The sequence below is a fragment of the Budvicia diplopodorum genome, from assembly GCF_009800925.1.
In the GTDB taxonomy this organism is placed as follows: Bacteria; Pseudomonadota; Gammaproteobacteria; order Enterobacterales; family Enterobacteriaceae; genus Budvicia; species Budvicia diplopodorum.
Map to the genome: position 1 here is coordinate 1 of NZ_WOYF01000009.1, position 23,160 is coordinate 23,160.

The window sequence follows — 23,160 nt, forward strand, 5'->3', positions numbered from 1 at the left end:
GACCAGAATACCGGTACCACCGACGCCGTTCAGGTTAATCACCAGATTTTTTGAATCAGACATATCCAGCAGGGAGGTATTCGCCACCACGCCGCCGGTGGCGGTTTCGAACGCCAGACCGGTACCGCTGCCGGATACGTTGATAGTACCGCTGTTGGTTTGCGCTAACGTTGCCGCGGTACGGATACCTTTACCGTTGGCCACGTTAATTTGGGTGGTGCCGGTGAGCTGCAGGCCCGCTATTTCAGCTCTATTTTCAACCCCGTGCCCCGTTGCACCGGCGGCATTGACGTTGATTTTCGCACCGGCAATCACCAGACCTGTCGCGCCGGTATCGAGCAACACACCGTGCGCCGTACCTTGCCCTTCAACCGTACCTAAACCGCTGCCGACCAGATTGAGCGACGCGTTCTGACCGAGCTTAATCGCCGCTTCGCCGTTGGTCGCGATGATATTACCGCCGGTGCTGGTCACGACTGAGCCTGCACCTTCCACCGATACGGCGACGCCGTTGACGCTGATATTGCTGGATTTATTGTCAAACTGACCGTTAATCACCTTCACGCCGGTGTTGCCGGTACCCTGCGTCAGGGTGATGTTGCCCTGATTGACCAACAGCCCCTGATTTTGAGTGATAAACCCGATGGCGTTGTTTAAGGTACTGGTAATGTTGGATTCATTGGTCAGGGTAGAGCCGGTATTGCTGGTCAGGATGTTACCGGCCAAATCGTATTCGTTGCCGTCAACCACGCCCACTACCGCGCCATTGCCGACTAAACTCACGCTGGTACCCGCCTGTAACGTACCGCTGGCCGCACCGGTGATATACACACCTTTTGCGCCCGCGCCTAAGATTTGGAAATTGCTGCCGGAAGAGGCGACCACCGAGGTGCCTGCGCCGGTGGCCCAGATACCGTTAGAATTTTGACCGGAGGTTTGCATCTGCAGCACGCCCGACTGAGTCGCACCGTCTTCAATGCGGAACAGCGTCGACTGTTTACCGCTGGCGTCCAGTACGGTACCGGCCGCCAGATTAGTCTGAATGCTAGAACCGGTGCCGACGATACGAAAAGCAATCTGGTCGGTCACGCCGGTAGCGGCGGCGGCAAACATGGGTAATGATGTCCCGGACAGGAGCACCTTGCCGCCGTCCAGTGCCTCAACGCCGACCGCGCCCTGGCCCTGCATATCAATAGAGCCGCCGGTCATATTGACCGTGACGGCGCTGCCCGAAGCCTGAATACCCTTGGTACGGTTGGCGTTGGTACCGCCTTTTAGCACTAAGTTACCGCTATTATTAATGGTGGTAGCCAAATTCGACGAGCTGGCCACCAGTCCAATACCGCCGTCCTGTAAGGTAATGCTGCCACTATTGCCACCGACAGAGCCGTCCAGCACCTGAATACCGGTGGTGTTTTTGCCGCTAAAGATAATATTGCCGGAGTTGCTCAGCGTCGCACTGTTACGGGCGATATAGCCGGTGACGTTATCCAGCGATGAATTAAGATTAGCGCCGGCCACCAGAAGGGTGCCGGTACCAAAACCGGCCGCACCGGCGTTGAGTGAACTATTGCTCAGCACGCCGGCAACCGGTGTACCGGTGGCAGAGCCGGTTAAATCATGCTTTTGCCCATCGGCAATACCGGCAACCGCCCCCGTCCCGGTCAGATTAATGTTGGCATTCGCGGCAATGTTGCCCTGCGCACCGCCTTCCACTAACACGCCGGTGGCATTCTCGCCGCTCAGGTTGAGGGTCATGCCGCCGGAGTTAAACGCCGACACGTCGGTACCGGTTAAGCCGGTGACCATCACCGCAACGGAGTCTTTACCGGATGCAGTGAGTGCCGAACCGGCACTCGTACCGCCGGTAAAGTCGGCGCCGTCTTCCATACGGAACAGGGTGGAACGTTCAGTCGACACATCCATGGCACCCGAGCCGGTATTGGTCAGAGAGGCTGAGGGACCATAAACGAAGAAGCCAATCTGGTCAGTGCCGGAGACAAACTTCACTTCGCCTGCGCCGCCGATATCGATACTGCCGCCGTCACGGGCGTGAGCACCAATCGCGCCATTACCGGCCAGATTCACCGTACCGGTCAGGGTGATGTTACTGCTGGCGTTGTGTGACCACAGGCCATAGTTGCGCAACCCGGTAGTCGGGTCAGCGCCACCGGCTACATTAATTACTCCGCTGGACGAGGCTTTACCGCCGCTATAGGCCATCATGCCAATATTGTTAATACCTTCTAAATCAATGGTACCCGCATTATCGACAATAGTACCCGCTGCGGCACTGCCACTCTGAATACCATAATTAACGCCAGGCGTAGCGCTGTAGTGCCCTTTTACGATGATTTTTCCGCTATTGACCACGTTCACCGCGGCCGCGGTGCCAACCATAATGGCCGTACCGTGTTGTACTTTGTCACCAATAATCAGCGAGCCTTGGTTATTCACCGTCGCGCCGCCGGCTTGAACCAGAATCAGTCGCCCGTTGTTAGGCTGAACTACATCAGCACCGCCGCGGTTAATTGGGGTCGCGGTGGTATCGGTACTGGCTTCGCGCCCTAAATACATCACACCCGCGGTATCATTGATAAACGAAGCGATACCCGAATCCAATACAATACCACTCAGCGTCGACGTCCCGGCCAGCGTCGCATTACCCACGTTGTAGGTGCCATGATTTATGGCTGAGCCGCCGGCGCGCACATAAAGCCCGACAGACGTCTTGCCGGATGAGGCAACGAGGTTCCAGCCAGCGATATTAACGGTGCCGTTATTGATATAGGTAGAACCCGTATCCTGTACCAAATCATAACCGTTTTCACTACGAGCACCGCTGACCTGACCTAAATTACGTACACCGTTGTTAATGGCGTGGCCGCCATTGATGGCGCGCATTCCAGCCTGCACATTGCCACCGTAAGTGGTGAGCGTTCCGTTATTGATGACCGTGCCGCCATGGTTCGCCTGCAGGGCAGCGGTACCCGACGCTATTACTATGGCACCCGTGTTGCCGATCTGGGCCAGCGCACTGGCTCCGTCAGCATGCATCAAGATCCGATCCCCTGGAGGTGTATAAAGCGGGTCGGTTGATGGAATGGATAGGGGATCGCTGATTAACTGGTAGCTGCTTGTGGTATTGACAATCGCCGCTTTTATTGCAGCATTATAGTTGGTCTGCGCAGAGGTACCGCTGCCTAGCTTACCTGCCTGCAATTGAGCGACCAGCCAGCTGTTATAGGCCTTATACCCGGCCAGATCGTTAACGGTTTGGGTCTGGGGACCATCGGTAGTATTGACCGTAAAGGTGCCTTTATAGGTCTGGGTGGAAATCGATGAAGCAACTGGCGCTAAACTCCCATAGGGAACGTTAGAAACAATTCCGGCAAAATACACCGTATTAGACGAATTCCAGTTAGCCGTGCCGTCGGTCACTTTAATGTATTCCGTACTTTTAACCGAGATATCACCAATGGCCCCGCTGACGTCCACGTTCAGAGTACCGCCGTTGGTCACGCTGGCAATTTCGGCATCAATAAACGGTCCCTTACCGGCTGTTGTAGGCATATAAACATAGATGCCATATGAATCTCCGCCTGGAACGACTTCTTTGATATTCGCATTATCATAGGTATTGACCGTGGTAGAGCCGCCGGTCACGGGATCATATACCGCTACGCTGACGCTTTGTGAGTTATTGCTCACACCAAATAGCCCGCTAGGGTCTACCGCACCGGTGATATAACCGGCGTTATAGCCATTGATTAAAGAGTAAAAGGTGGCATCAACACTGGCAGAACCGGAAAACGCCGTAGTACCTGACAGATTTACCGTATTGCCGTTAACGCTAATGCTACCGGCCTTATTGTTAAACTCACCGGTTGTAATGGTTGGATCAATCGTGATATTGGTGGCAAAAACGGCAGGAGACCCTATCAGCAGGGCGCTAATGGCCGCCGTAAGCAGCGATTTTCGCCCCAAAATTACCGGAGGATTTACGCGAACGGCTGCACCCGCACTACTAGCGGTACTTTTGGTTTTACCCCGACTTAATTCAGAGGCAACAACCCACAGGCCTAGCGCGCTGTTCCAGATAATCCGATAAACTTTATTCATTTTATTCTTCCATATTACTTTACAAGATTTCACGATGAAACGAGTAAGCGATTACCCGCTCATTGTGATTTTATTTTCAGCGATAGATGTCCCTCTTATCGCTGTACAACCCGACAGTCAGTCACTGCTCAAAAGCTGTATTTCATTTCAAACATTCTCTGAGTATCGGTATAACGGTCACTGCCAAATTGCTGTGCAACGTTGGCCTATGTTGATAAAAGATCTCGATGCCCAGCTTGAACTCGTCATGGCATCAGAGCGCTTTTTATGGGGAGGGGAAACGCTTGGAGTCGACGTTATCGAATAGCGAAAACATATTGTTAAAGAATGATGAGTATAAATTTAACAACATCTTTATTACAATTCTATTTACTTTTATTTCCATTTCTTACCTTGTCCCTAGGTATAAAGATCCGTCGAATCTAGGCCGCTATTTATTGGCATTGTGAACTCAAGTGTCAATAAACTGGATTCCATTTATTTCATTTTCTCTTAATATGGAATAAAGGTCCAGTTTTATTCATTATCCTTGTGGAACATAGGTAGAATTTTATGTTAATTAACATATAAACTTGTTGTTTTAAAAATATTTTTGTTATTTAGTATTTAAGTGCTTTTTATCAGGGTGGTCCTATTCTTAGATTGTCTTAACAACTATTTAACTTGTGTATTTATATAAATAAACAACATATTACTGTGTGTGAATGAACGGTTAATATTTCTGCTGTACAGCCGATCGTACATCGATCAGGTATCAATTTCTTTATCCAATAAAGTACCGTCACAGGTGTGAAGAATGTCGATCAGACGAAAATTTCGCTCTTTTTTCCAATTCGGGAGTAATGTTATAAAGTTGTTGTGGATATAAACTTGGCTCTTTACGACTCTCCAATAGCTAATCGTATTTTCTCCGATCTGTGGAATATTTTTACTACAAGTGAATAACTAGAGTAAAACGATTTATTGATGATATTGAAATAATCTAGGAAGGCATGATAAGGAGAGGGATATAGTTCATAGTTATAAGGAGTGTCGATGGATGGGATTTATAAAATCCAATTATCAGGATGGCTTATTTATATATTAAATGCGTCTAACTATTTATAGGTAGGTGTATTGTTAAGTCCCACCATTAAAAATGAGCTGGGCTTATATTGATTTATTAGTGTTTTATGCTGCAAAAATATAATAACTATCCACTATTTAAAATAGCATTAAAAATATTATCAAACACTATATTAGGTTCTGATATGTTTTACAGGTGCGATTAAATGTTTTTGGATTACTGGTAGTTTAATTTGTCGAATGCCGGATATTACGATGTTCCAGAAAATCTTGCATTAATCGGGTAGCCATACTTTGGCCTGCCAAACTGTAGCCACCTGCATGTTGTAACGAATGTGCGCTTAGGATGAACGGGAAATTTCGCCACTTTTATTCAAGGTAAACAGTGAGGGGCTGGTTTCACTATTTTTCCTTTTATTACCAATAGAGATCCATTGTTTCAATATTTTTATCTCACTGCCTAATAACGGAGGTAGGGGAGAAAAAATATTCTTTAGTCATGCAATAAAAGAGTACTGACACCCTATCAATATCGGCCTTCTTAAGTAGGATAAATCGTTTGCTTTTAATCTACGTCCATAGCTTATAAATAGTATATCCCTGTCTCATTAATACGGTAACGCAGCATTTTTTATCCTCCTTTAGCTAACGTGTATTTATAAAAAATCTGAGTATTTACTTAAAAATATAAGAATGGGAAAGCACCATATAAATGGTGATTGCCCCATCTATTTTGATGAAGGTTCCAACCAAATTAGTTTAAAGGCATTGATATAAATCAAAATCACCTTCATGGAGGTGATGCTCGTTCATGTGAAGCTATGTTCGTAAAGTGCCCAAGCTAGATACTATTCAATAATAGGTTATGTGCATTTAGTCGTAAGAACTTCGCCAAGTCTAAGTGTTTCAATGCTAATGGGATTTCTAATAGGGCGAGCAGCAATAAGGTTGTTTGCCAAATACCCGTATCTGAGAAAAAAGTTGTGGGGAAATCATTTCTGGCAAAGAGGGTATTTTGTTGACTCCGTGCGAGCGAATGAGGAAATCATTTGAAGCTATTAAGGCTGGGTGGCGAAAGAGGAAGAATAGAGGTAATGGCCACTGGGTCTGGCCCCCTTCTGGGGGGGCCGCATCAAAACCACCCGAGGTACGGGTGGTTTTGATTAATGGGGTGGTGGTTACTACTTGCCGTTTAGATAATCTAGAACGATTTCATGGTGGTTAGTGGTTTTAAAGTCATCAAAGACTTGCTCAATTTTACCGTCAGTACCAATCAAAAAACTGATGCGGTGAATGCCATCATAGGTTTTACCCATAAAGGTTTTTTCACCCCAAATACCGAACAGCTCAGAGACGGTATGCTGTTCATCTGACAGTAACGTAAAGTTCAGCAGTTCTTTCTCAACAAAACGGGATAGTTTTTCTGGTTTATCGGTACTGATACCCAGAACTTCGACGCCCAGCTTTTTAATCTCATCCATATTATCCCGTAATCCGCAGGCCTGTAAGGTACAGCCCGGCGTCATCGCTTTAGGATAAAAATAAACAAGAACTCTCTGCCCTTGGAAGTCAGTGAGGCTGATGTCTTCGCCATCTTGATCCGGGAGTGTAAATTCTGGGGCGGTGTCACCGGTTTTTAATGGGTTTATCACTAGTTTCCGTCCTTTTCTTCATGCTGTGGATTGATAATGATACTAATACTGCCTTGCGCATTGAGTTCTGTACAGAGGCGATAGAAATCTTGTTCAACAATCTGTTTGGAGTCTGTCAGCGTACTGTGTATTGTCATTTCAATATAGAGCGTTGGTTGTTGAAATATTTCGCAAATGCTGGTCTTTGAAGTGAGTTCAGCAATGCTGGTTTCTTCTGTATCAAATAAGTTAGTAAAGCGCTCAATTAAATGAGGAGAATCTTTAACTTCTACTTTGACCCACATTGTGACCGGCATCGGAGGGCGTTCGTGCTGAGTTGTGCGCTTCATCACAATAAGAAGGTCTAGTTCCATACCCTTTTGTGGCAATGTAGACTCTAACAGCATCATCGCGCTCCAGCCACCGGACAGCAACATAATAAACGTAAATTCTTCACCTAATAGCGCCAGGCGACTATCTTCAATATTACAGCCGCAGCTACTGACGTGTCGGGTGATCGTATTGACGATCCCGGGGCGATCGGTGCCTAATGCGGTGATGACAAGGTAATATTCAGATTGCTGTGGCACGTTGTACTTCCTGCCTAAAAAAGGTGATGCATATGGTAAACATAAAAAAATCACCCAGACAAGCAGTTAGAGTGATGTTGTTGCTTGCTTTTCGCTATTGGTCAAAAGTACCATGGTTAGCATATCTATCAAGAGGAATGGCTTATGTTTACGGGAAGTATGGTTGCACTAGTTACACCGATGGACGTTAATGGGCATGTCGATCGCGCCAGCTTGAAAAAATTGATTGATTATCATGTGGCTAGCGGCACCGCCGCGATAGTTTCCGTAGGTACTACCGGAGAGTCGGCTACCTTAAACCACCAAGAACACGTGGACGTGGTTAAATTAACGCTGGATTTAGCCGACGGGCGTATTCCCATTATTGCTGGCACCGGCGCGAATGCGACGTCTGAAGCTATTTCATTGACTCAACATCTTAACGATACTGGGGTAGTTGGCTGTTTGTCCGTTACGCCGTATTATAATAAGCCAATGCAGGAAGGCTTATATCAGCATTTTAAAGCGATTGCTGAACATACTGATTTACCACAAATTCTGTATAATGTGCCGGGGCGTACTGGCTGTGACATGCTGCCCGAGACGGTTGCTCGGTTAGCTAAAGTGCCTAATATCGTGGCATTAAAAGACGCAACGGGTAATTTAAGCCGGGTCAGCCAGATTCAGGCGCTGGTCGGTACAGACTTTAAATTACTCAGTGGTGACGATGCGACTTCATTAGAATTTATGCAGTTAGGCGGTCACGGTGTGATTTCCGTTACGGCCAATATTGCAGCAAAAGAAATAGCTCAGCTATGTGAATTAGCGGCTCAGGGAAACTTTACTCAAGCGCGTTGTCTTAATGAACGAATAATGCCGTTGCATTACAAATTGTTTGTTGAGTCAAACCCTATTCCGGTTAAATGGGCATGTCATCGTTTAGGCTTAATTGCCAGTGATACCATGCGGTTACCTATGACACCACTGGCAGAATCTGCCCGTCCGGTCGTCGAACAGGCGTTAAAGTCTGCGGGTTTGCTATAATTTTTAGGAAGATTTGATGGTTCATTCATTACAGAAAATAATTGGTGTTTCGCTGGTCATGTTTGTGGCTGCGTGTTCTAACGATCAGTCATATAAGCATCAGGTCAGTGGCAATGAAGACTATTTGAAAGCCCCGGAGCTAAAAGAACTGCATGCGCCGAGCGGTATGATATTACCCGTTCAAACGGGTGATTTTGCTCTGAGAAAGGTTGCTGTAGCTGATGGTAGCCTTGGCCTGGCGCTGGATATTCGCCCGCCGTCTCAGCCATTGGCTCTGATGAGCGGTTCTCGAGTGCAATACGCTAATAATATTGCTTCTATTTCATTAGAGAACAATGCTCAGAATCAGGCGCTTTGGTCGCAGGTGATTGCGGTATTGGGTCAAAATAACTACAAGATTGCCGATCGTCAGGATGCCAATCAAACGTTAACCACTGACTGGGTAAACTGGGCCCGTGAAGATGAAAACGTGCCGCATCAGGCCCGTTATCAAATTAGCGTTCAGTCTCAAGGTTATCAAAACCAACTGTCAGTGAAAGTGATTGAGCTGAAGGCTAATGATAAAACTATCAGCGATGCTGCAAGCATCCAGCGTTATAGCATTAGTATGCTAAACAGCATTACCGAGGCGCTAGATAAAACGCAGAGCAATCAGGATGCGAGCCGTATTGCGCAAACAACCGGTAGCGTTGTTCTTCAGGCAGGGCGTGATGATACGGGTCTTCCGGTCGTTATTGTACGCGCACCTTATGCCAACGTTTGGGAACGTTTACCTGGGGTGTTAGAGAGTATGGGCATGAAGGTTGAAGATCGTAATCGTCCTCAGGGTTTGATTACCATGACCTTCAAATCCTCTGCCAGCAACTGGGCTGCATTGAACGTGCCGGATCCCGATCTGCAAAATGGCGACTATAAGCTACAGGTTGGTGATTTAGATAACCGCAGTAGTTTGCAGTTTAGCGACGGTAAAGGTCAGGTTCTCAAAGATGCACAAAATAACGCACTGGTTGCAATATTGCAGTCGGCGTTTAACCGGACTACCACTAAATAATCAAAAGGGGCTTAACAGGCCCCTTTATCTTTTCCACAGTTAGGGAATATCCTCGAACTTGAAATCAACGGAGACAGCTGAAGATGCAAAAGTTAGCCGAACTTTATCGCGGTAAGGCAAAAACGGTTTATACCACCGAGAATCCGGATCTTTTAATTCTGGAATTTCGAAACGATACGTCTGCTCTTGACGGTGAACGCATTGAGCAATTTGATCGCAAGGGAATGGTAAACAATAAGTTTAATCATTTTATTATGACCAAGCTGGAAGAAGCGGGTATTCCAACCCAAATGGAACGTTTGCTGTCCGATACCGAAGTACTGGTTAAGAAGCTAGATATGGTGCCGGTTGAGTGCGTAGTTCGTAACCGTGCAGCTGGTTCATTAGTGCGCCGCTTGGGCATTGAAGAAGGTCTAGTATTGAATCCACCGCTGTTCGATCTGTTTTTAAAGAATGACGCTATGCACGATCCGATGATCAACGAATCTTACTGCCAAACGTTCGGTTGGGTCAGCGATGCTAATCTGGCGCGCATGAAGGCGCTGAGCTATAAAGCAAATCAGGTTCTGAGTAAATTATTTGACGATGCTGGATTAATTCTAGTGGACTTCAAACTGGAGTTTGGCTTATTCAACGGTGAAGTTGTATTAGGCGATGAATTCTCTCCTGACGGTAGCCGCCTGTGGGATAAAACAACGCTGAACAAAATGGATAAAGACCGTTTCCGCCAGAGTCTGGGTGGCCTGATTGAAGCGTACGAAGAGGTTGCACATCGTCTCGGTATTAATTTGGACTAAAAACGCAATCGATTACGTAGAGCTGGCTATCAGTATAGCCAGCTCTATTTCTTTAAAAATGCGATCGTCTTGGGCGGCCTTAACCCGCAATAAATACCACTCATCGGCGATAGCTGGAAGCGGGTAGCCAATAACTTCACGGTCAAAGCGTATATTATTTCTCTTGTCGGTGAATTTAATCATGGGCGAATTCCTTTGTCTGACGCCAAGCGTAGCGCCGTTGAATATCGATTACTCTCAGATTTCCCTCTCTTAATCTCAGTTATAAAAATTAAAAAGTACATGTACTAATACTATTAACGCGTAATTAATCAGTCTTTTTCTATTTTGCCGAATATACTCAAGTTATATAATGCTACCTATTGGTCTGAATTTTCAGACTACAGATAATTGAGAGATAATATTATGCGTTGGCAAGGCCGTCGGGAAAGTGACAATGTTGAAGATCGTCGTAGTGATTCCAGTGGCCCTTCAGGTGGGCTAGGCGGGGGTGGTTTTCAAGTTCCTCGCGGAAAGGGGGGGATCGCTCTATTAGTCGTCGTTTTGGTGGCCGGATATTATGGCGTTGATCTCACACCGTTGTTGACCGGTGGAGAAAACGCACCAACGGCTCAGCAGAGCCAGCCTCTCTCTCCTAAAGATAATGAGATGGCTAAATTTACTTCTGTTGTTCTGGCTTCAACGGAAGATACTTGGGCTGAAATATTTAAGAAAGAAGGCGGCCAGTATAAAGAGCCAAAACTGGTGTTATACCGTGGCGCAACTCGCACCGCCTGTGGTACTGGCCAATCGGTGATGGGGCCATTCTACTGCCCGACGGATAAAACGGTCTATATCGACCTGTCGTTCTATCAGGATATGGAAACCAGGCTCAAGGCTGGCGGTGACTTTGCTCAGGCCTACGTAGTGGCCCATGAGATCGGGCACCATGTACAAAACCTGATGGGCATCAGCGCTAAGGTGCGCGAGCTTCAGCAGCGCACCCGCAACGAGGCAGAGGTAAACCGTTTATCGGTAAAACAGGAGCTTCAGGCTGACTGTTTTGCCGGCATCTGGGGAAACGGCATGAAGAATCAGCAAGTGCTGGATCTGGGCGATATGGAAGAAGCATTGAACGCCGCGCAGGCGATTGGTGACGACCGCCTGCAAAAACAGGGTAACGGTAGAGTTATTCCCGATAGCTTTACTCACGGGACCTCTGAGCAGCGCTATACCTGGTTTAAACGCGGTTTTGACAGCGGTGATTTTAAACAGTGCAATACGTTTGATACTGATAAATTATAATCTCGGGTCATTTGAGGGTATTATTTGTGCCGGGTAATTAATCCGGCGCAATAGTGCCGCGCATAACCGCGAGAAATCTGTCATGCCAAACGTTGATCCTACGCTAATCATTCTGCTGGTTTTAGCCGGTCTGGGTATTCTTAGTCATAATAATACGGTGACTATTGCCATTCTGGTGCTGTTAATTCTTCGGTTAACGCCTCTCGAAGCGGCTTTTCCCACGGTGCAAAAGTATGGGCTGACGGTAGGTATCACTATTCTCACTATTGCGGTTATGGCGCCTCTGGCTAACGGTAAAATGACGCCAGCGATGCTGATGCAGGTGTTTGTTAACTGGAAATCTTTGACGGCTATTGTTATCGGTATTGCCGTTGCCTGGCTAGGCGGGCGAGGCGTAGTCCTAATGGCCAGCCAGCCAACGATAGTTGCCGGGCTATTAGTGGGCACTATTATTGGCGTTGCGTTCTTTAAAGGCATTCCGGTTGGCCCGCTCATTGCGGCAGGTATGGTCTCGCTGATTATCGGTAAGACCTGATTATTCGATTGATCGCCAAGACTAAAACGATATGCGTTGTGTGACATCATGCCCACAATTGCCCTTTAGCCGCCGAAGAATGAAAATCCCTTTTTTATGAATATAGATCTTAGTTCTTGCCTCGGACAGATGTCGGACTATGGTATCCGTCGGCTGGTTATTTTAAGCGGTGAGCCGCACTGGTGTCATGAACAGGCACTGAGTTTCACCCAACGCTACGTCGGTGACTGGCCTTGGATTTCTGATTTTCCGCTGGTCAATTACCCCTATTTGCAACGCAGGCCGTCGGCCGTCAATAATTTGTTGGGCAGTGAGTTCCGGCATGCGGTATTTGACGCAACTCAGGGGTTGCACGCCGAGGCGCTGGCAGCGATTGCCGGAACGCTGGCGGCGGGTAGTATGCTGGTGATGATGGTGCCTGACTGGCAGACATGGCCAACGCTAACCGATAACGATAGCCTACGTTGGAGCGAGTGTTCACATCCTATCTGCACGCCAAACTTTGTCCGCCACTTTCAGCAACAGGTTACCGCCGACGGTGACGCGTTATTGCTTCGCCAACATCACCCGTTTTCCCTCAATGCAGTAGAACCCTTGCCGGAATGGCAGCGTCCAAACGGTTTACCTACGGCGGAACAACAGGGCTTGCTATCTATCCTGTCGTCGGCTGAGCCGGGTGTGTATGTTCTGATTGCCGGGCGCGGTAGAGGTAAATCAGCGCTGGCCGGTATGCTGGCCAATGGCTGGTCTGGCGGTGGTGAGTGCTGGCTAACGGCTCCCTCCCAGTCATCGACGGCAACGCTACAGCTATGGAGCAACGGAAAGGTTACTTTCTTTTCTCCAGATGGATTACTGGAACGGTGCACATCCGTTCGGCCACAAAACGTCGACTGGCTGATTATTGACGAAGCGGCGGCAATTCCGGCGCCGGTACTTCATCAGCTGTCGGCATTTTTTCCTCGGGTGTTACTAACGACTACGGTACAGGGCTATGAAGGCAGCGGCCGCGGCTTTTTATTAAAGTTTTGCGCCAGCCTGCCGGAACATCGGGTTCTGACATTACACCAACCGGTGCGTTGGGCTGAGAACGACCCGCTGGAACGTGTGATTAACCAAGTATTGCTGATGGATGCTGAAAATAGCGTGATGGCATTGACTGAAACGTTACCAACGATTGCTTCTATTGATCGGCAGCGGCTGGCTGATAATCCCGAGTTATTCAATCAGTTCTACGGCCTGCTGACCGGAGCCCATTATCGAACTAGCCCGCTAGATTTACGGCGGCTATTTGACGCTCCGGGAATGTCATTTGCAGTAGGATTAAACGCTAAAAAGGCCGTAGTCGCTGGGCTATGGTTGGTGGACGAGGGTGGCATATCGCCTGAGTTAGCCCGTGAAGTATGGGCCGGAAGGCGGCGGCCCAGAGGCAATCTTGTCGCCCAGTCGCTGGCGGCACATGGCTCGGAATATGTCGCGCCCCAGCTCCGTTCTGCCAGAATCAGCCGGATTGCCGTTACTTTTGGTTTGCGCCGCCGGGGAATTGCCAAAGCGCTGGTTACTGAACAAGTTAATCAGGCTAAGGCCAGAGGGCTGGATTATCTCTCCGTCAGCTTTGGCTATACCGATGAGCTTTGGCTGTTCTGGCAGGCGTGTGGTTTTGAGCTGGTCCATATGGGAAGCCATAAAGAAGCCAGCAGCGGCTGTTATTCCGCGATGGCTTTGGTGCCCTTTAGCCATCAGGCGAAAGGACTGGTCATGCGGGCTAAGCGTCATTTTTTGCTGAATCAGTTGGTCTCCTGCGTTAAGCACAATCACGTTAATAATATTATGCCCGCTGATTTAAGCGATGATGACTGGCGGGCGCTGGCCGGATTTGCCTTTGCTCTGAGAACGTTAGACGCCAGCCAGATATCAATATATCGATTATTGCGCCATCAGAAGGTGAAATGTGCCGGGCTGAGGGGAATATTAGAACAACAGCTAAGCCCTGAAGAGACGGTTCAACGGTTGAACGTGAGCGGTAAAAGAGAGCTGACTAAGCTATTGCGTGAAGAAGTGGTACAGGCTTTAACGGTTATTGATCAAGATCGCTGTCGGTACTGGAAAGATTGGGTATCAGGAACGGTTCCCGTAGAACACGGCGCTTAGCTGATTAATTTGTCAGCGGAAGTAGCTTCGTCACCGTTAGGCCCGCCGTGCCGTATTTTACAGCATGGCGGGCTGAGGCTATTTCTTCTTGTTTTTGTTCCACTCATCGTCATCTTCTTTATCCCACTGGGCGTTATTGTCCCTGTGAGGCGGAAGCTTAGATGGATCGTTGAGCGAACCTTTGTAATTAACTTTATTTAATGCTTTTATGCCGTTAATGATGATACCGAACAGCACAATCAGAATAATCCACCAGTAGTCTGCTAGCCATTTCATGAAGAGACTCCGTCGATATTGGTAATATAACGTTCGAAAATTGAATCAAGATGCTGGCTAAGCCAACGGTATCCTTCAATCTCCTGATTTTCCCAACAGGCCAGCAGCGTTTGTGGCGTTAACTGGCGTTCGGCTTCCTGAGCCAGCGGGTAATAGCTTAAATGCCATGGCTCAGCGGCGACGCCCCCGCGGTCGTGCAGGAATGGCCGATAGAAGCCATATCTATTCATATTAGCCGTTAACCACTGCGTCAGGTGGTTAAAGTAGCCATTTTCCAAATATTCCCATGGCTCAAGCAGCAGCTTTTGTCCTTCCGGTAGTAAGTCAGGATCGTAGATATCCAGATCGGTGCCCCAATGATGGCGGCTGGCTCCGGGCATTGCCGACCAGCGCAGAATGGCAATGCAGCGCTGGCCTGCATCAAGGCAGGAGATGTTGATTGGCTGGCTTTGTGCGTCCATGACCTGACGAATACCGGTAAACTTTTCGTTCCATATCATCTGCTGTCTGGCAAAGTCGCGAAAGGTACTGGCCGGTTGGAGATTAAACCCGGCCCGTTCGGCCGCTGCCTGTAGTTCGAGAAACGCCTTTGCGGCCGCAGGCTGCAGCCGATGATTTCCGCATAAGTCGATCAGATGTTCGGTGCTTTGGCCGGTTAACATCTCGGTGGTTATCATGCCAGCAGCTGGTCCATGATTTTTTGATACATACGGCTAAGTAGCTGAAGATCGGAGGCCTTCACGCATTCATTTACTTTATGAATGGTGGCGTTTACCGGGCCAAGTTCAACTACTTGGGTTCCCATCAGGGCAATAAAGCGCCCGTCAGACGTTCCGCCGTTGGTCAGCAGTTTCGGCGTTACGGTGGCGTAATATTCAACCGCACGAGAAACCGCATCCACCAGCTTTCCACGCGGCGTTAAGAATGGCTTACCTGACAAATTCCACTCAATACTGTAGCGTAGCCCATGGCGCGACAGCATTTCCTGCACTCTGTGGGCGATTTGTTCATGAGTCAGCTCAGTGCTGTAACGAAAGTTAAACTGAATAAATAGCTCGCCGGGGATAACGTTATTACTGCCGGTTCCGGCATGAATATTCGCAATTTGCATACTGGTGGCCGGGAAAAACTCGTTGCCGCGGTCCCACTCGGTATTCACCAGTTCGCTGATAAACGCGGTCGCCTTATGCACCGGATTATCGGCCAAGTGGGGATAAGCAACGTGCCCCTGCGTACCGTGAACGGTCAGGTTAGCGGTAATAGAACCACGGCGGCCATTTTTAACCACGTCACCAACGCGAGCGGTGCTTGATGGCTCACCGACTAAGCAATAGTCCACGCGCTCACGCCTAGCCATCAGGGTTTCAACCACTTTAACCGTACCATTTACCGCAGAAGCCTCTTCATCTGACGTTATCAAAAAGGCCAGGCGGCCCTGATGGTTCGGATTAGAGGCGACAAAGCGTTCAGCGGCCACCACCATGGCGGCCAGCGAGCCTTTCATGTCGGCGGCACCGCGGCCATACAGGAAACCGTCTTGGATAGTGGGTTCGAAAGGCGGTTGGTTCCAGTGTTTTTCATCGCCGGTAGGGACAACATCGGTATGGCCGGCGAAGGCTAAAGTAGGTGAACCGGCGCGGCCTTCCCGATAGGCCCAAAAGTTCAGCGTATCGCCAAAGTTCATCGGTTCAACGGTAAAGCCGATGGCCTTTAACCGGTCGATCATAATCTGCTGACAGCCTTCGTCGTGCGGGCTAAGGGATGGTCGTTTGATCAACTGTTGGGCTAAGGTGATGACAGGGCAAAACATGATTATTGCGCTCCGTCGATAAACTGTTGGTAGCCGTCGGCGGAAAATCCCAACAGCATGGTGCCTGAATCGTTGCGTGCAAGTACCGGGCGCTTAATAATTGAAGGCTGCTCGAGCATTAACGCTTTGGCTGCTGCTTGATTATTGGTGGCGGATTTTTGCTCATCGCTAAGCTTGCGCCACGTGGTGCCGCGGGTATTAAGCAGGGGTTCCCAGCCAAGACGATCGATGAGTTGTTGTAATAGCGCTTCATCTAGCCCGTCAGCGCGATAATCGTGAAAACGATAGTCAACCTGATGTTCTTCCAGCCAGCGGCGGGCTTTTTTTATTGTATCGCAGTTTTTAATGCCGTAGAGGTTATAGGGCGTTTTCAAACGGAGTTCCTCATCAATTTACCATTAACATAAGCGCAGGCGACCTGTTGCAGAATAGATGCGTTCAGCAAATGGCTGAGAAAGCAGGATCGACTAAAGAATAAATCTATCATTTATTGATCCAATAGTGCGAAAAAATACGATTTAATTTGGCTTGTCGGTGCAAAGTTCGAGTGGTTAATCCAGCTTGAGTATGATGATTTAGCAGAGGTAAAAACAAAATAAGCGGCTTTAAATCAGGCGTTAGTGAGCGGTAATAAAAAAGTCGCCCCCATAGAGGGGGCTAGAGAGCATCGATTGATGGGCTATCTGAGCGGTAACCGTGTCGGTTACTGACTCTTTTGTTCCAAATACATTACCGTTGCGGCTACGCGTGAGCGAACGTTTAGTTTGCGCAGCATATTACGGATATGTACTTTTACCGTTTCTTCCGAAATATGCAGAAGAACGGCAATTTGTTTATTAGACATTCCGCGTGCCACTTCTTGTAATACGTCTAATTCACGTTCAGTCAGTGATTCAAACGGGTCGGTTTGGTCGTTTCTGGATGCCAGATATTCAAGGATAATATCGCTGAATACGTTTTCTCCATTTGCCGCCTGAAGTATTTTATTTAGCAGTTGGTCTGGCTCGCTGTCTTTCAATAAATACCCATCGGCACCGGCATCGATAAGGGCGTAAATATCGTTACGAGAATCGGATACGGTAAGTACAATAATTCGTGCGTCAATGCCTTCATTACGCAGCGCCTTTAGGGTATCCAGACCGGAAAGACCCTTCATATTAAGGTCAAGTAAAATAAGATCCGGTGAGAACTGACTGGCAAAAGTAATGGCTTCATTACCATTACTTGCTTCGGCCACAATATTGAACGAAGGTTCTAGCTCAAGAAGTTGCCGAACGCCGCGACGCATTAGCGGATGATCGTCTACGATTAATATATTACATTGCTCTGACACAGTGAATTACTCCATTATTCTTAATCAGTTGAAGAATATTAATATTCCTTTAGAACTTGGCGTTAAAACGGTATTAACCACCTTACGTAAGGCTATTAATTCAGGGATATAAAATATTTTATATTTTATTCTTTTTATGAAAAGCTCATTGTTGAGGAAAGGTAAGACATATGGATGTCCCACCTTCCTCGCGGCGGCGAATATTCAGTGTACCACCCAATCGAGATGTTCTTTCACTCATAATATTTAAACCATAATGACCTTCCGGTTCATCAAGGCTTTTGATGCCCGTGCCGTTATCGGTGATAGTAAACATATTATTACCGTTAGTGGCTGAATCACAGTTAACTGTGATAAGCGTAGCATTGGCGTGTTTAATTGCATTCAGTACCGCTTCCCTGACAATCTGTAGCGCATGAACCTGTTGCTGTGCATTTAATGCTTGGGATGATAATGCACAATGAATCTGAATCGGCACCGTTGTTTGAGCCTGTAACGGTGTCATCAATTGGTTCAATGCTTCATGCAGGTCCGCTTCTTGTATGGTGAGTCTGAAGGTCGCTAACAGTTCCCGAAGCTGTCGATAGGCGCTGGAAAGCGCCCGATCGAAATCGCCGATAACCGACATCGCTTTAGCATTATCACTGGGAACGATACGCTTAAGCAAGGTAAGTTGAATTCTTAAAAAAGAGAGTGACTGGGCCAGCGAGTCGTGTAACTCACGGGCAATCGTCGCTCTTTCTTCCATTAAGAGTACCTGCATATAGCGTTTTTGCGCCCGGTTAAAATAAATACCCCGGCTTAATATATTGGCTACGTTTTCAATTAATTGTGGATGAACTGCGGTATCGGAACACTGCCAGCTCAGGCGACCCAAATGTTGCTCGTTTTGTTGCAGCGACAGGAATTGCCAGTCGAGGTTTTTATCCTCATCGCCTTCAGTTAAAACCCACCGGCCTTCGCCACTGTCCTGTACTTCCAGCCGGATAACCACCAGATTTTCACTGTTATGTACGATGGATAAAACCTGTTCAAAGCACTGGCGATCTACCTGACTAACGCTGAGCGCCTGTAAGCAATCATACAGTACGACAAGAGAACGATTTGCCTGAGTCAGCTTTATGGTTTTTTCTTCAACTTTTTCAGCCAGTGACTGATAGAGCTTCGCTAAATCTGTCGACATCGAGGTAAACGCGGTGGCAAGAACGCCCAGCTCGGTTGGCTGAGCGACATCAAGCGGCTGATGGTCAAAATGGCCGGTCTGAATATAGTGGCTTGCTCTGACCATCCGGTTCAGCGGTTCAACAATTTTTCGCCTGCTAAATTGGATAATGTAGAGTACCAGAGCAATAGTCAGTAAAAAGCTGATGATACTAATGCCTGTGGCAACCCTGAGTTTGAGCTCAGAAAAGCGTTGGATAGACAAAACAAAGGTATCGATTTGATCTACATAGCTGGTTAGCTGATTGATGTAGTTTTCAGGCCGATTGCCTCTGAGCTCGTTTTCAAGCTGGTTCCAACGTTCTAATAATAAATGGTATTCATTACTAATCTCAGAAGGGATGTAAAACCGGTTCAATGCATCTAATGCGGGCGCTTTTAGAGAGGCGTCATATTGATCAATATATTGCTTAAGATCGGGGGAGTCGGTGGTTAGTTCGTAAGCTAAACGGTAGCTTTGCATGCGCAGTGAGCCTGAGATATTCACCGCTTCTGCATCTGTGCGGCTGGCAATCAGCGTAATAATGGCTAAACCGGTTGATAGTATCGATAAAACCACAATGGCAATCAGCATGTGCGATATGGTGGTAGTAACTGAACGCTTAACCGACACTTGAATACCTCACAGGGAATAATTGCATTAATTAACGACTCTTGAATTTATTGGCTTAACTTTTTGTTATTTTATTGTTAATTAAAATATGAAGGTTAAATAAATTAAAAAACAATTTTTTGGTTATTTATTTTTCAGCCTGATTATTACATTTCTACTTCCAATTGAATGACTATTATTTTAAAACGTGCCTAAGTCAAAATTCTGATTAAAAAATCTGTGAACGATTGATCTAACGCAAACAACCCCACCATTTACCCATTAAGAGTAATTATAACTCAATGCTTCAGAGATTAACTTACACTGGCCGGAGTTTCTATCTGAATTTTATCTACTCTGACACCCATGAGATTAACGGGCATTTAATAAGCTAACGTTTCTCTCGTGTTAACGGGAGGAGCAATCATGTCTGTTTTATCGCGACGCAATCTATTACGAGGGCAATGGCACCGTAGTTCTGCCATCAGGCCTCCATGGTCGATAGATGAAGCACAGTTTATTGATGGCTGCACCCGTTGCGATGCTTGTATTGATGTTTGTGAAACTCAAGTATTGATTGTCAAAGGACAGGACTACCCTGAAGTCGACTTTCAACGCGCTGAGTGTACGTTTTGTGGTCGTTGTGCGGATATTTGCCCAGAACCGGTTTTTGTATCTACTGAAAACTCGCCCTGGCAGCGTAAAGCAATAATAAATAAGACCTGCCTGACGTTTCAGGGCATAGCATGCCGGAGCTGTCAGGACGTTTGTGAGCCTAATGCGATTAAGTTCAAACTTCGCTTAGGAGGGATAGCCCAGCCCGAATTAGAAAGTGGGAGCTGCACCGGATGCGGAAGCTGTATCCGAAGCTGTCCGGTTCAAGCCATCACAACCAGTGAGAGTGATAAAGATAATGTCGGAAAATAGTGACTGGCACGTTTGTAGTTTGATTGTTCAGGTAAAGCCTGAAGATATTCCAAGAGTGAGCAAAGCGTTGTGCGAACTACCGGGAACTGAGATTCCCGGAGTGAATGAAACTGAAGGTAAGTTAGTTGTTGTTATGCAAGCAGAGAATTCTGATGCTCTGTTTGCACAAATTGAGTCAACGCGGGATCTAGTTGGTGTGTTGGCTGTGTCGCTGGTTTACCACCAGCAAGATGAGCAAGGTGAGGATACGCCATGAAACTCAGTCGTAGAGACTTCATGAAAGCAAATGCTGCTGCTGCCGCAGCGATGGCTGCCGGAATGACTATTCCAACGGTAGCCGTTGCCGCTGAAGGAAGTGATGCAATTAAGTGGGACAAAGCGCCGTGCCGTTTTTGTGGTACCGGATGTAGCGTTCTTGTTGGAACACAAAATGGTCGGGTTGTTGCCTCACAGGGTGACCCCGATGCACCGGTTAACCGTGGTTTAAACTGTATCAAAGGCTATTTCCTGCCTAAGATCATGTACGGAAAAGATCGCCTGACCCAGCCACTGCTGCGAATGAAAGACGGTCAATATGCCAAAGACGGTGAGTTTACCCCGGTAACGTGGGATCAAGCCTTCACCGTAATGAGCGAAAAATATAAGAAAGCGTTCAAAGATAACGGTCCTAACGGTGGTGGTATGTTTGCTTCCGGGCAATTTACCATTTGGGAAGGTTATGCAGCGGCTAAGCTGTTTAAAGCCGGTTTTCGTTCTAATAACATCGACCCGAATGCACGCCACTGTATGGCCAGTGCGGTAGTTGGCTTTATGCGTACCTTTGGTATGGATGAGCCGATGGGGTGCTACGATGATATTGAGCAAGCCGATGCCTTCGTGCTTTGGGGTTCAAACATGGCGGAAATGCACCCGATCCTGTGGTCGCGCATTACCGATCGTCGTTTATCTAACCCGAATGTTAAAGTTGCGGTGATGTCTACCTTTGAAAACCGTAGCTTTGAATTAGCCGATAACCCGATGATCTTTAAGCCTCAGACCGATCTGGTTATTCTGAATTACATCGCGAACTACATTATTGAAAATAACGCCGTTGACCATGATTTCTTGGAAAAACACGTTAACATTCGCCGCGGTGAAACCGATATTGGCTATGGCTTACGCCCAACTAATCCTCTGCAAAAAGCGGCTAAAAACCCGGACAGCGATAAATCAACGCCAATGAGCTTTGACGAGTACAAAGCTTTCGTTGCGGAATACACGTTAGAAAAAACCGCTGAAATGACCGGCGTTGCTCAAGATTCACTGGTCGCATTGGCTAAGCTGTATGCCGATCCAAACGTGAAAGTGGTTTCTTACTGGACCATGGGCTTCAACCAGCATACCCGTGGCGTATGGGCGAATAACCTGTGCTACAACATCCACTTACTCACCGGTAAAATTTCTAAGCCGGGCTGTGGTCCATTCTCTTTGACCGGTCAACCATCGGCCTGCGGTACCGCGCGTGAAGTCGGTACCTTTGCCCACCGCCTGCCGGCAGACATGGTGGTAACCAACGAAGCGCACCGTAAGATTGCCGAGCAAAAATGGAAACTGCCGGAAGGTACTATCCTTGGCAGCGTTGGCCTACACGCAGTCGCTCAGGACCGCGCGTTAAAAGACGGTAAGCTGAACGCTTACTGGACGATGTGTACCAACAATATGCAGGCCGGTCCGAATATTAATGAAGACCGTATGCCGGGCTGGCGCGATCCGCGCAACTTCGTTGTGGTTTCCGATCCGTACCCGACTATCAGCGCATTGGCTGCCGATCTGATTTTACCGACCGCAATGTGGGTAGAAAAAGAGGGTGCCTATGGTAACGCTGAGCGCCGTAGCCAGTTCTGGCGTCAGCAGGTTAAGGCTCCGGGCGAGTCTAAGTCCGACCTGTGGCAAATCGTTGAGTTTTCTAAGTATTTTAAAACCGATGAAATGTGGCCTGCTGAGCTGTTAGACAAGAACCCTGAATACCGTGGTAAAACCCTGTATCAAGTTCTGTTCGCTAACGGTCAGGTCGATAAATTTAAAGTAGACGAACTGGCGGCAGATCAGCTTAACGATGAGTCCCGCGAGCTAGGCTATTACCTACAAAAAGGCCTGTTTGAAGAGTACGCCGCCTTTGGTCGCGGTCATGCTCACGATCTGGCTGACTTTGACGCTTACCACAAATCCCGCGGTTTACGCTGGCCGGTGGTTGACGGTAAAGAGACCCTATGGCGCTATCGCGAAGGTTTCGACCCGTACGTTAAAGCCGGTGAAGGCGTGAAGTTCTACGGCAAGCCTGACGGTAAAGCGGTGATTTTTGCACTGCCTTATGAGCCGCCTGCTGAGAGCCCGGATGAAGAGTTTGATCTGTGGTTATCGACCGGTCGCGTTCTGGAGCATTGGCATACCGGTTCCATGACCCGTCGGGTTCCTGAATTGCATCGCTCATTCCCTGAATCTGTGCTGTTTATTCATCCTCAGGATGCACAAAAACGCGGTATGCGCCGTGGCGATAAAGTTAAGGTCCAGTCCCGTCGCGGCGAGTTAGTCTCGATTGTGGAAACCCGTGGCCGTAACCGCGTGCCTGAAGGTTTGGTCTATATGGCGTTCTTTGATGCCGCACAGTTGGTCAACATGCTGACTTTGGATGCAACCGATCCACTGTCGAAAGAGACTGACTACAAGAAGTGCGCAGTCAAAGTGGTCAAGGCATAGGATAGGTAACGCGCATCAC

At 47.8% G+C, this 23,160-nt stretch carries 20 protein-coding genes and 1 pseudogene; 11 read left to right on the forward strand and 10 right to left on the reverse strand.

The genetic code is table 11. The features are described 5' to 3' along the window. The coding region (locus GVI43_RS09795; protein WP_211959083.1) for an ESPR domain-containing protein at positions 1-4,122 on the reverse strand (4,122 nt) is incomplete at its 3' end. A 34-nt stretch (positions 4,123-4,156) separates the two neighbouring features. On the opposite strand from GVI43_RS09795, the gene GVI43_RS09800 reads away from it, so the two are divergent. Both GVI43_RS09800 and GVI43_RS09805 read left to right on the forward strand, forming a co-directional pair. After that, the gene (locus GVI43_RS09800) at positions 4,157-4,429 is read left to right on the forward strand and encodes a hypothetical protein (protein ID WP_159566688.1); all 273 of its coding nucleotides are present in this window, start codon (positions 4,157-4,159) and stop codon (positions 4,427-4,429) included. Between the two features lie 1,616 nt (positions 4,430-6,045). Further along, positions 6,046-6,237, forward strand: a pseudogene (locus GVI43_RS09805) (transposase); the annotation flags it as partial. Between the two features lie 131 nt (positions 6,238-6,368). Here GVI43_RS09805 and bcp read toward each other — a convergent pair. Both bcp and GVI43_RS09815 read right to left on the reverse strand, forming a co-directional pair. Then, positions 6,369-6,836 carry a thioredoxin-dependent thiol peroxidase gene (bcp, locus tag GVI43_RS09810; RefSeq protein WP_159566780.1) on the reverse strand — a complete coding sequence of 156 codons (468 nt, stop codon included), beginning with the start codon at positions 6,834-6,836 and terminating at the stop codon, positions 6,369-6,371. Positions 6,837-6,838: 2 nt separating this feature from the next. After that, positions 6,839-7,408, reverse strand: a complete 570-nt coding sequence (locus GVI43_RS09815; protein WP_159566689.1) for a glycine cleavage system transcriptional repressor — start codon at positions 7,406-7,408, stop codon at positions 6,839-6,841. 144 nt (positions 7,409-7,552) lie between these two features. Here GVI43_RS09815 and dapA point away from each other — a divergent pair, with 144 nt between their 5' ends. The 3 genes from dapA to purC all read left to right on the forward strand — a co-directional run bounded on the left by dapA (position 7,553) and on the right by purC (position 10,279). Beyond that, positions 7,553-8,431 (forward strand): 4-hydroxy-tetrahydrodipicolinate synthase, encoded by an 879-nt coding sequence (gene dapA, locus GVI43_RS09820; protein WP_159566690.1) that lies wholly within the window; start codon positions 7,553-7,555, stop codon positions 8,429-8,431. Positions 8,432-8,447: 16 nt separating this feature from the next. Beyond that, the gene (gene bamC / locus GVI43_RS09825) at positions 8,448-9,482 is read left to right on the forward strand and encodes an outer membrane protein assembly factor BamC (protein ID WP_159566691.1); all 1,035 of its coding nucleotides are present in this window, start codon (positions 8,448-8,450) and stop codon (positions 9,480-9,482) included. Between the two features lie 83 nt (positions 9,483-9,565). Further along, positions 9,566-10,279, forward strand: a complete 714-nt coding sequence (purC, locus tag GVI43_RS09830; RefSeq protein ID WP_159566692.1) for a phosphoribosylaminoimidazolesuccinocarboxamide synthase — start codon at positions 9,566-9,568, stop codon at positions 10,277-10,279. Positions 10,280-10,291: 12 nt separating this feature from the next. Here purC and GVI43_RS09835 read toward each other — a convergent pair whose 3' ends face one another. Beyond that, entirely contained in the window at positions 10,292-10,462 is a 171-nt protein-coding gene (locus GVI43_RS09835) for a hypothetical protein (protein ID WP_159566693.1), read from the reverse strand. 222 nt (positions 10,463-10,684) lie between these two features. Here GVI43_RS09835 and ypfJ point away from each other — a divergent pair, with 222 nt between their 5' ends. The 3 genes from ypfJ to GVI43_RS09850 all read left to right on the forward strand — a co-directional run bounded on the left by ypfJ (position 10,685) and on the right by GVI43_RS09850 (position 14,246). After that, positions 10,685-11,563: a KPN_02809 family neutral zinc metallopeptidase gene (gene ypfJ, locus GVI43_RS09840; protein ID WP_159566694.1), complete on the forward strand. Its 879-nt coding sequence runs from the start codon at positions 10,685-10,687 to the stop codon at positions 11,561-11,563. An 82-nt stretch (positions 11,564-11,645) separates the two neighbouring features. After that, positions 11,646-12,098 carry a DUF441 domain-containing protein gene (locus GVI43_RS09845; RefSeq protein ID WP_159566695.1) on the forward strand — a complete coding sequence of 151 codons (453 nt, stop codon included), beginning with the start codon at positions 11,646-11,648 and terminating at the stop codon, positions 12,096-12,098. A 96-nt stretch (positions 12,099-12,194) separates the two neighbouring features. Then, complete coding sequence (locus GVI43_RS09850; protein WP_246201664.1) at positions 12,195-14,246, forward strand: tRNA(Met) cytidine acetyltransferase TmcA; 2,052 nt, start codon at positions 12,195-12,197, stop codon at positions 14,244-14,246. Between the two features lie 78 nt (positions 14,247-14,324). Here the strand turns inward: GVI43_RS09850 and GVI43_RS09855 are convergent, their stop codons facing one another. From GVI43_RS09855 to narQ, 6 genes are all read right to left on the reverse strand, one after another. After that, complete coding sequence (locus GVI43_RS09855; protein WP_159566696.1) at positions 14,325-14,522, reverse strand: YpfN family protein; 198 nt, start codon at positions 14,520-14,522, stop codon at positions 14,325-14,327. Then, positions 14,519-15,199, reverse strand: a complete 681-nt coding sequence (locus GVI43_RS09860) for a M15 family metallopeptidase (protein WP_159566697.1) — start codon at positions 15,197-15,199, stop codon at positions 14,519-14,521. The genes GVI43_RS09855 and GVI43_RS09860 overlap by 4 nt, the downstream gene beginning before the upstream one ends. Further along, positions 15,196-16,332, reverse strand: coding sequence for a succinyl-diaminopimelate desuccinylase (gene dapE / locus GVI43_RS09865; protein ID WP_159566698.1), 1,137 nt, complete (start codon positions 16,330-16,332; stop codon positions 15,196-15,198). Before dapE ends, GVI43_RS09860 begins: the two co-directional genes overlap by 4 nt. Positions 16,333-16,334: 2 nt before the next feature. Continuing rightward, positions 16,335-16,706 (reverse strand): ArsC family reductase, encoded by a 372-nt coding sequence (locus GVI43_RS09870; protein ID WP_246201666.1) that lies wholly within the window; start codon positions 16,704-16,706, stop codon positions 16,335-16,337. Between the two features lie 329 nt (positions 16,707-17,035). Continuing rightward, complete coding sequence (gene narL, locus GVI43_RS09875) at positions 17,036-17,665, reverse strand: two-component system response regulator NarL (protein ID WP_159566699.1); 630 nt, start codon at positions 17,663-17,665, stop codon at positions 17,036-17,038. Between the two features lie 145 nt (positions 17,666-17,810). After that, positions 17,811-19,499: a nitrate/nitrite two-component system sensor histidine kinase NarQ gene (gene narQ, locus GVI43_RS09880; RefSeq protein ID WP_159566700.1), complete on the reverse strand. Its 1,689-nt coding sequence runs from the start codon at positions 19,497-19,499 to the stop codon at positions 17,811-17,813. Positions 19,500-19,904: 405 nt separating this feature from the next. On the opposite strand from narQ, the gene napF reads away from it, so the two are divergent. Genes napF through napA form a run of 3 tightly spaced genes read left to right on the forward strand, consistent with a single transcriptional unit; the run spans position 19,905 to position 23,141 of the window. Further along, entirely contained in the window at positions 19,905-20,405 is a 501-nt protein-coding gene (napF, locus tag GVI43_RS09885; RefSeq protein ID WP_159566701.1) for a ferredoxin-type protein NapF, read from the forward strand. Further along, positions 20,392-20,661 (forward strand): chaperone NapD, encoded by a 270-nt coding sequence (gene napD / locus GVI43_RS09890; RefSeq protein WP_159566702.1) that lies wholly within the window; start codon positions 20,392-20,394, stop codon positions 20,659-20,661. The genes napF and napD overlap by 14 nt, the downstream gene beginning before the upstream one ends. Further along, on the forward strand, positions 20,658-23,141 hold the full coding sequence (gene napA / locus GVI43_RS09895; protein WP_159566703.1) for a nitrate reductase catalytic subunit NapA: 2,484 nt from the start codon (positions 20,658-20,660) through the stop codon (positions 23,139-23,141). The genes napD and napA overlap by 4 nt, the downstream gene beginning before the upstream one ends. The last annotated feature ends 19 nt before the right edge of the window (positions 23,142-23,160 follow it).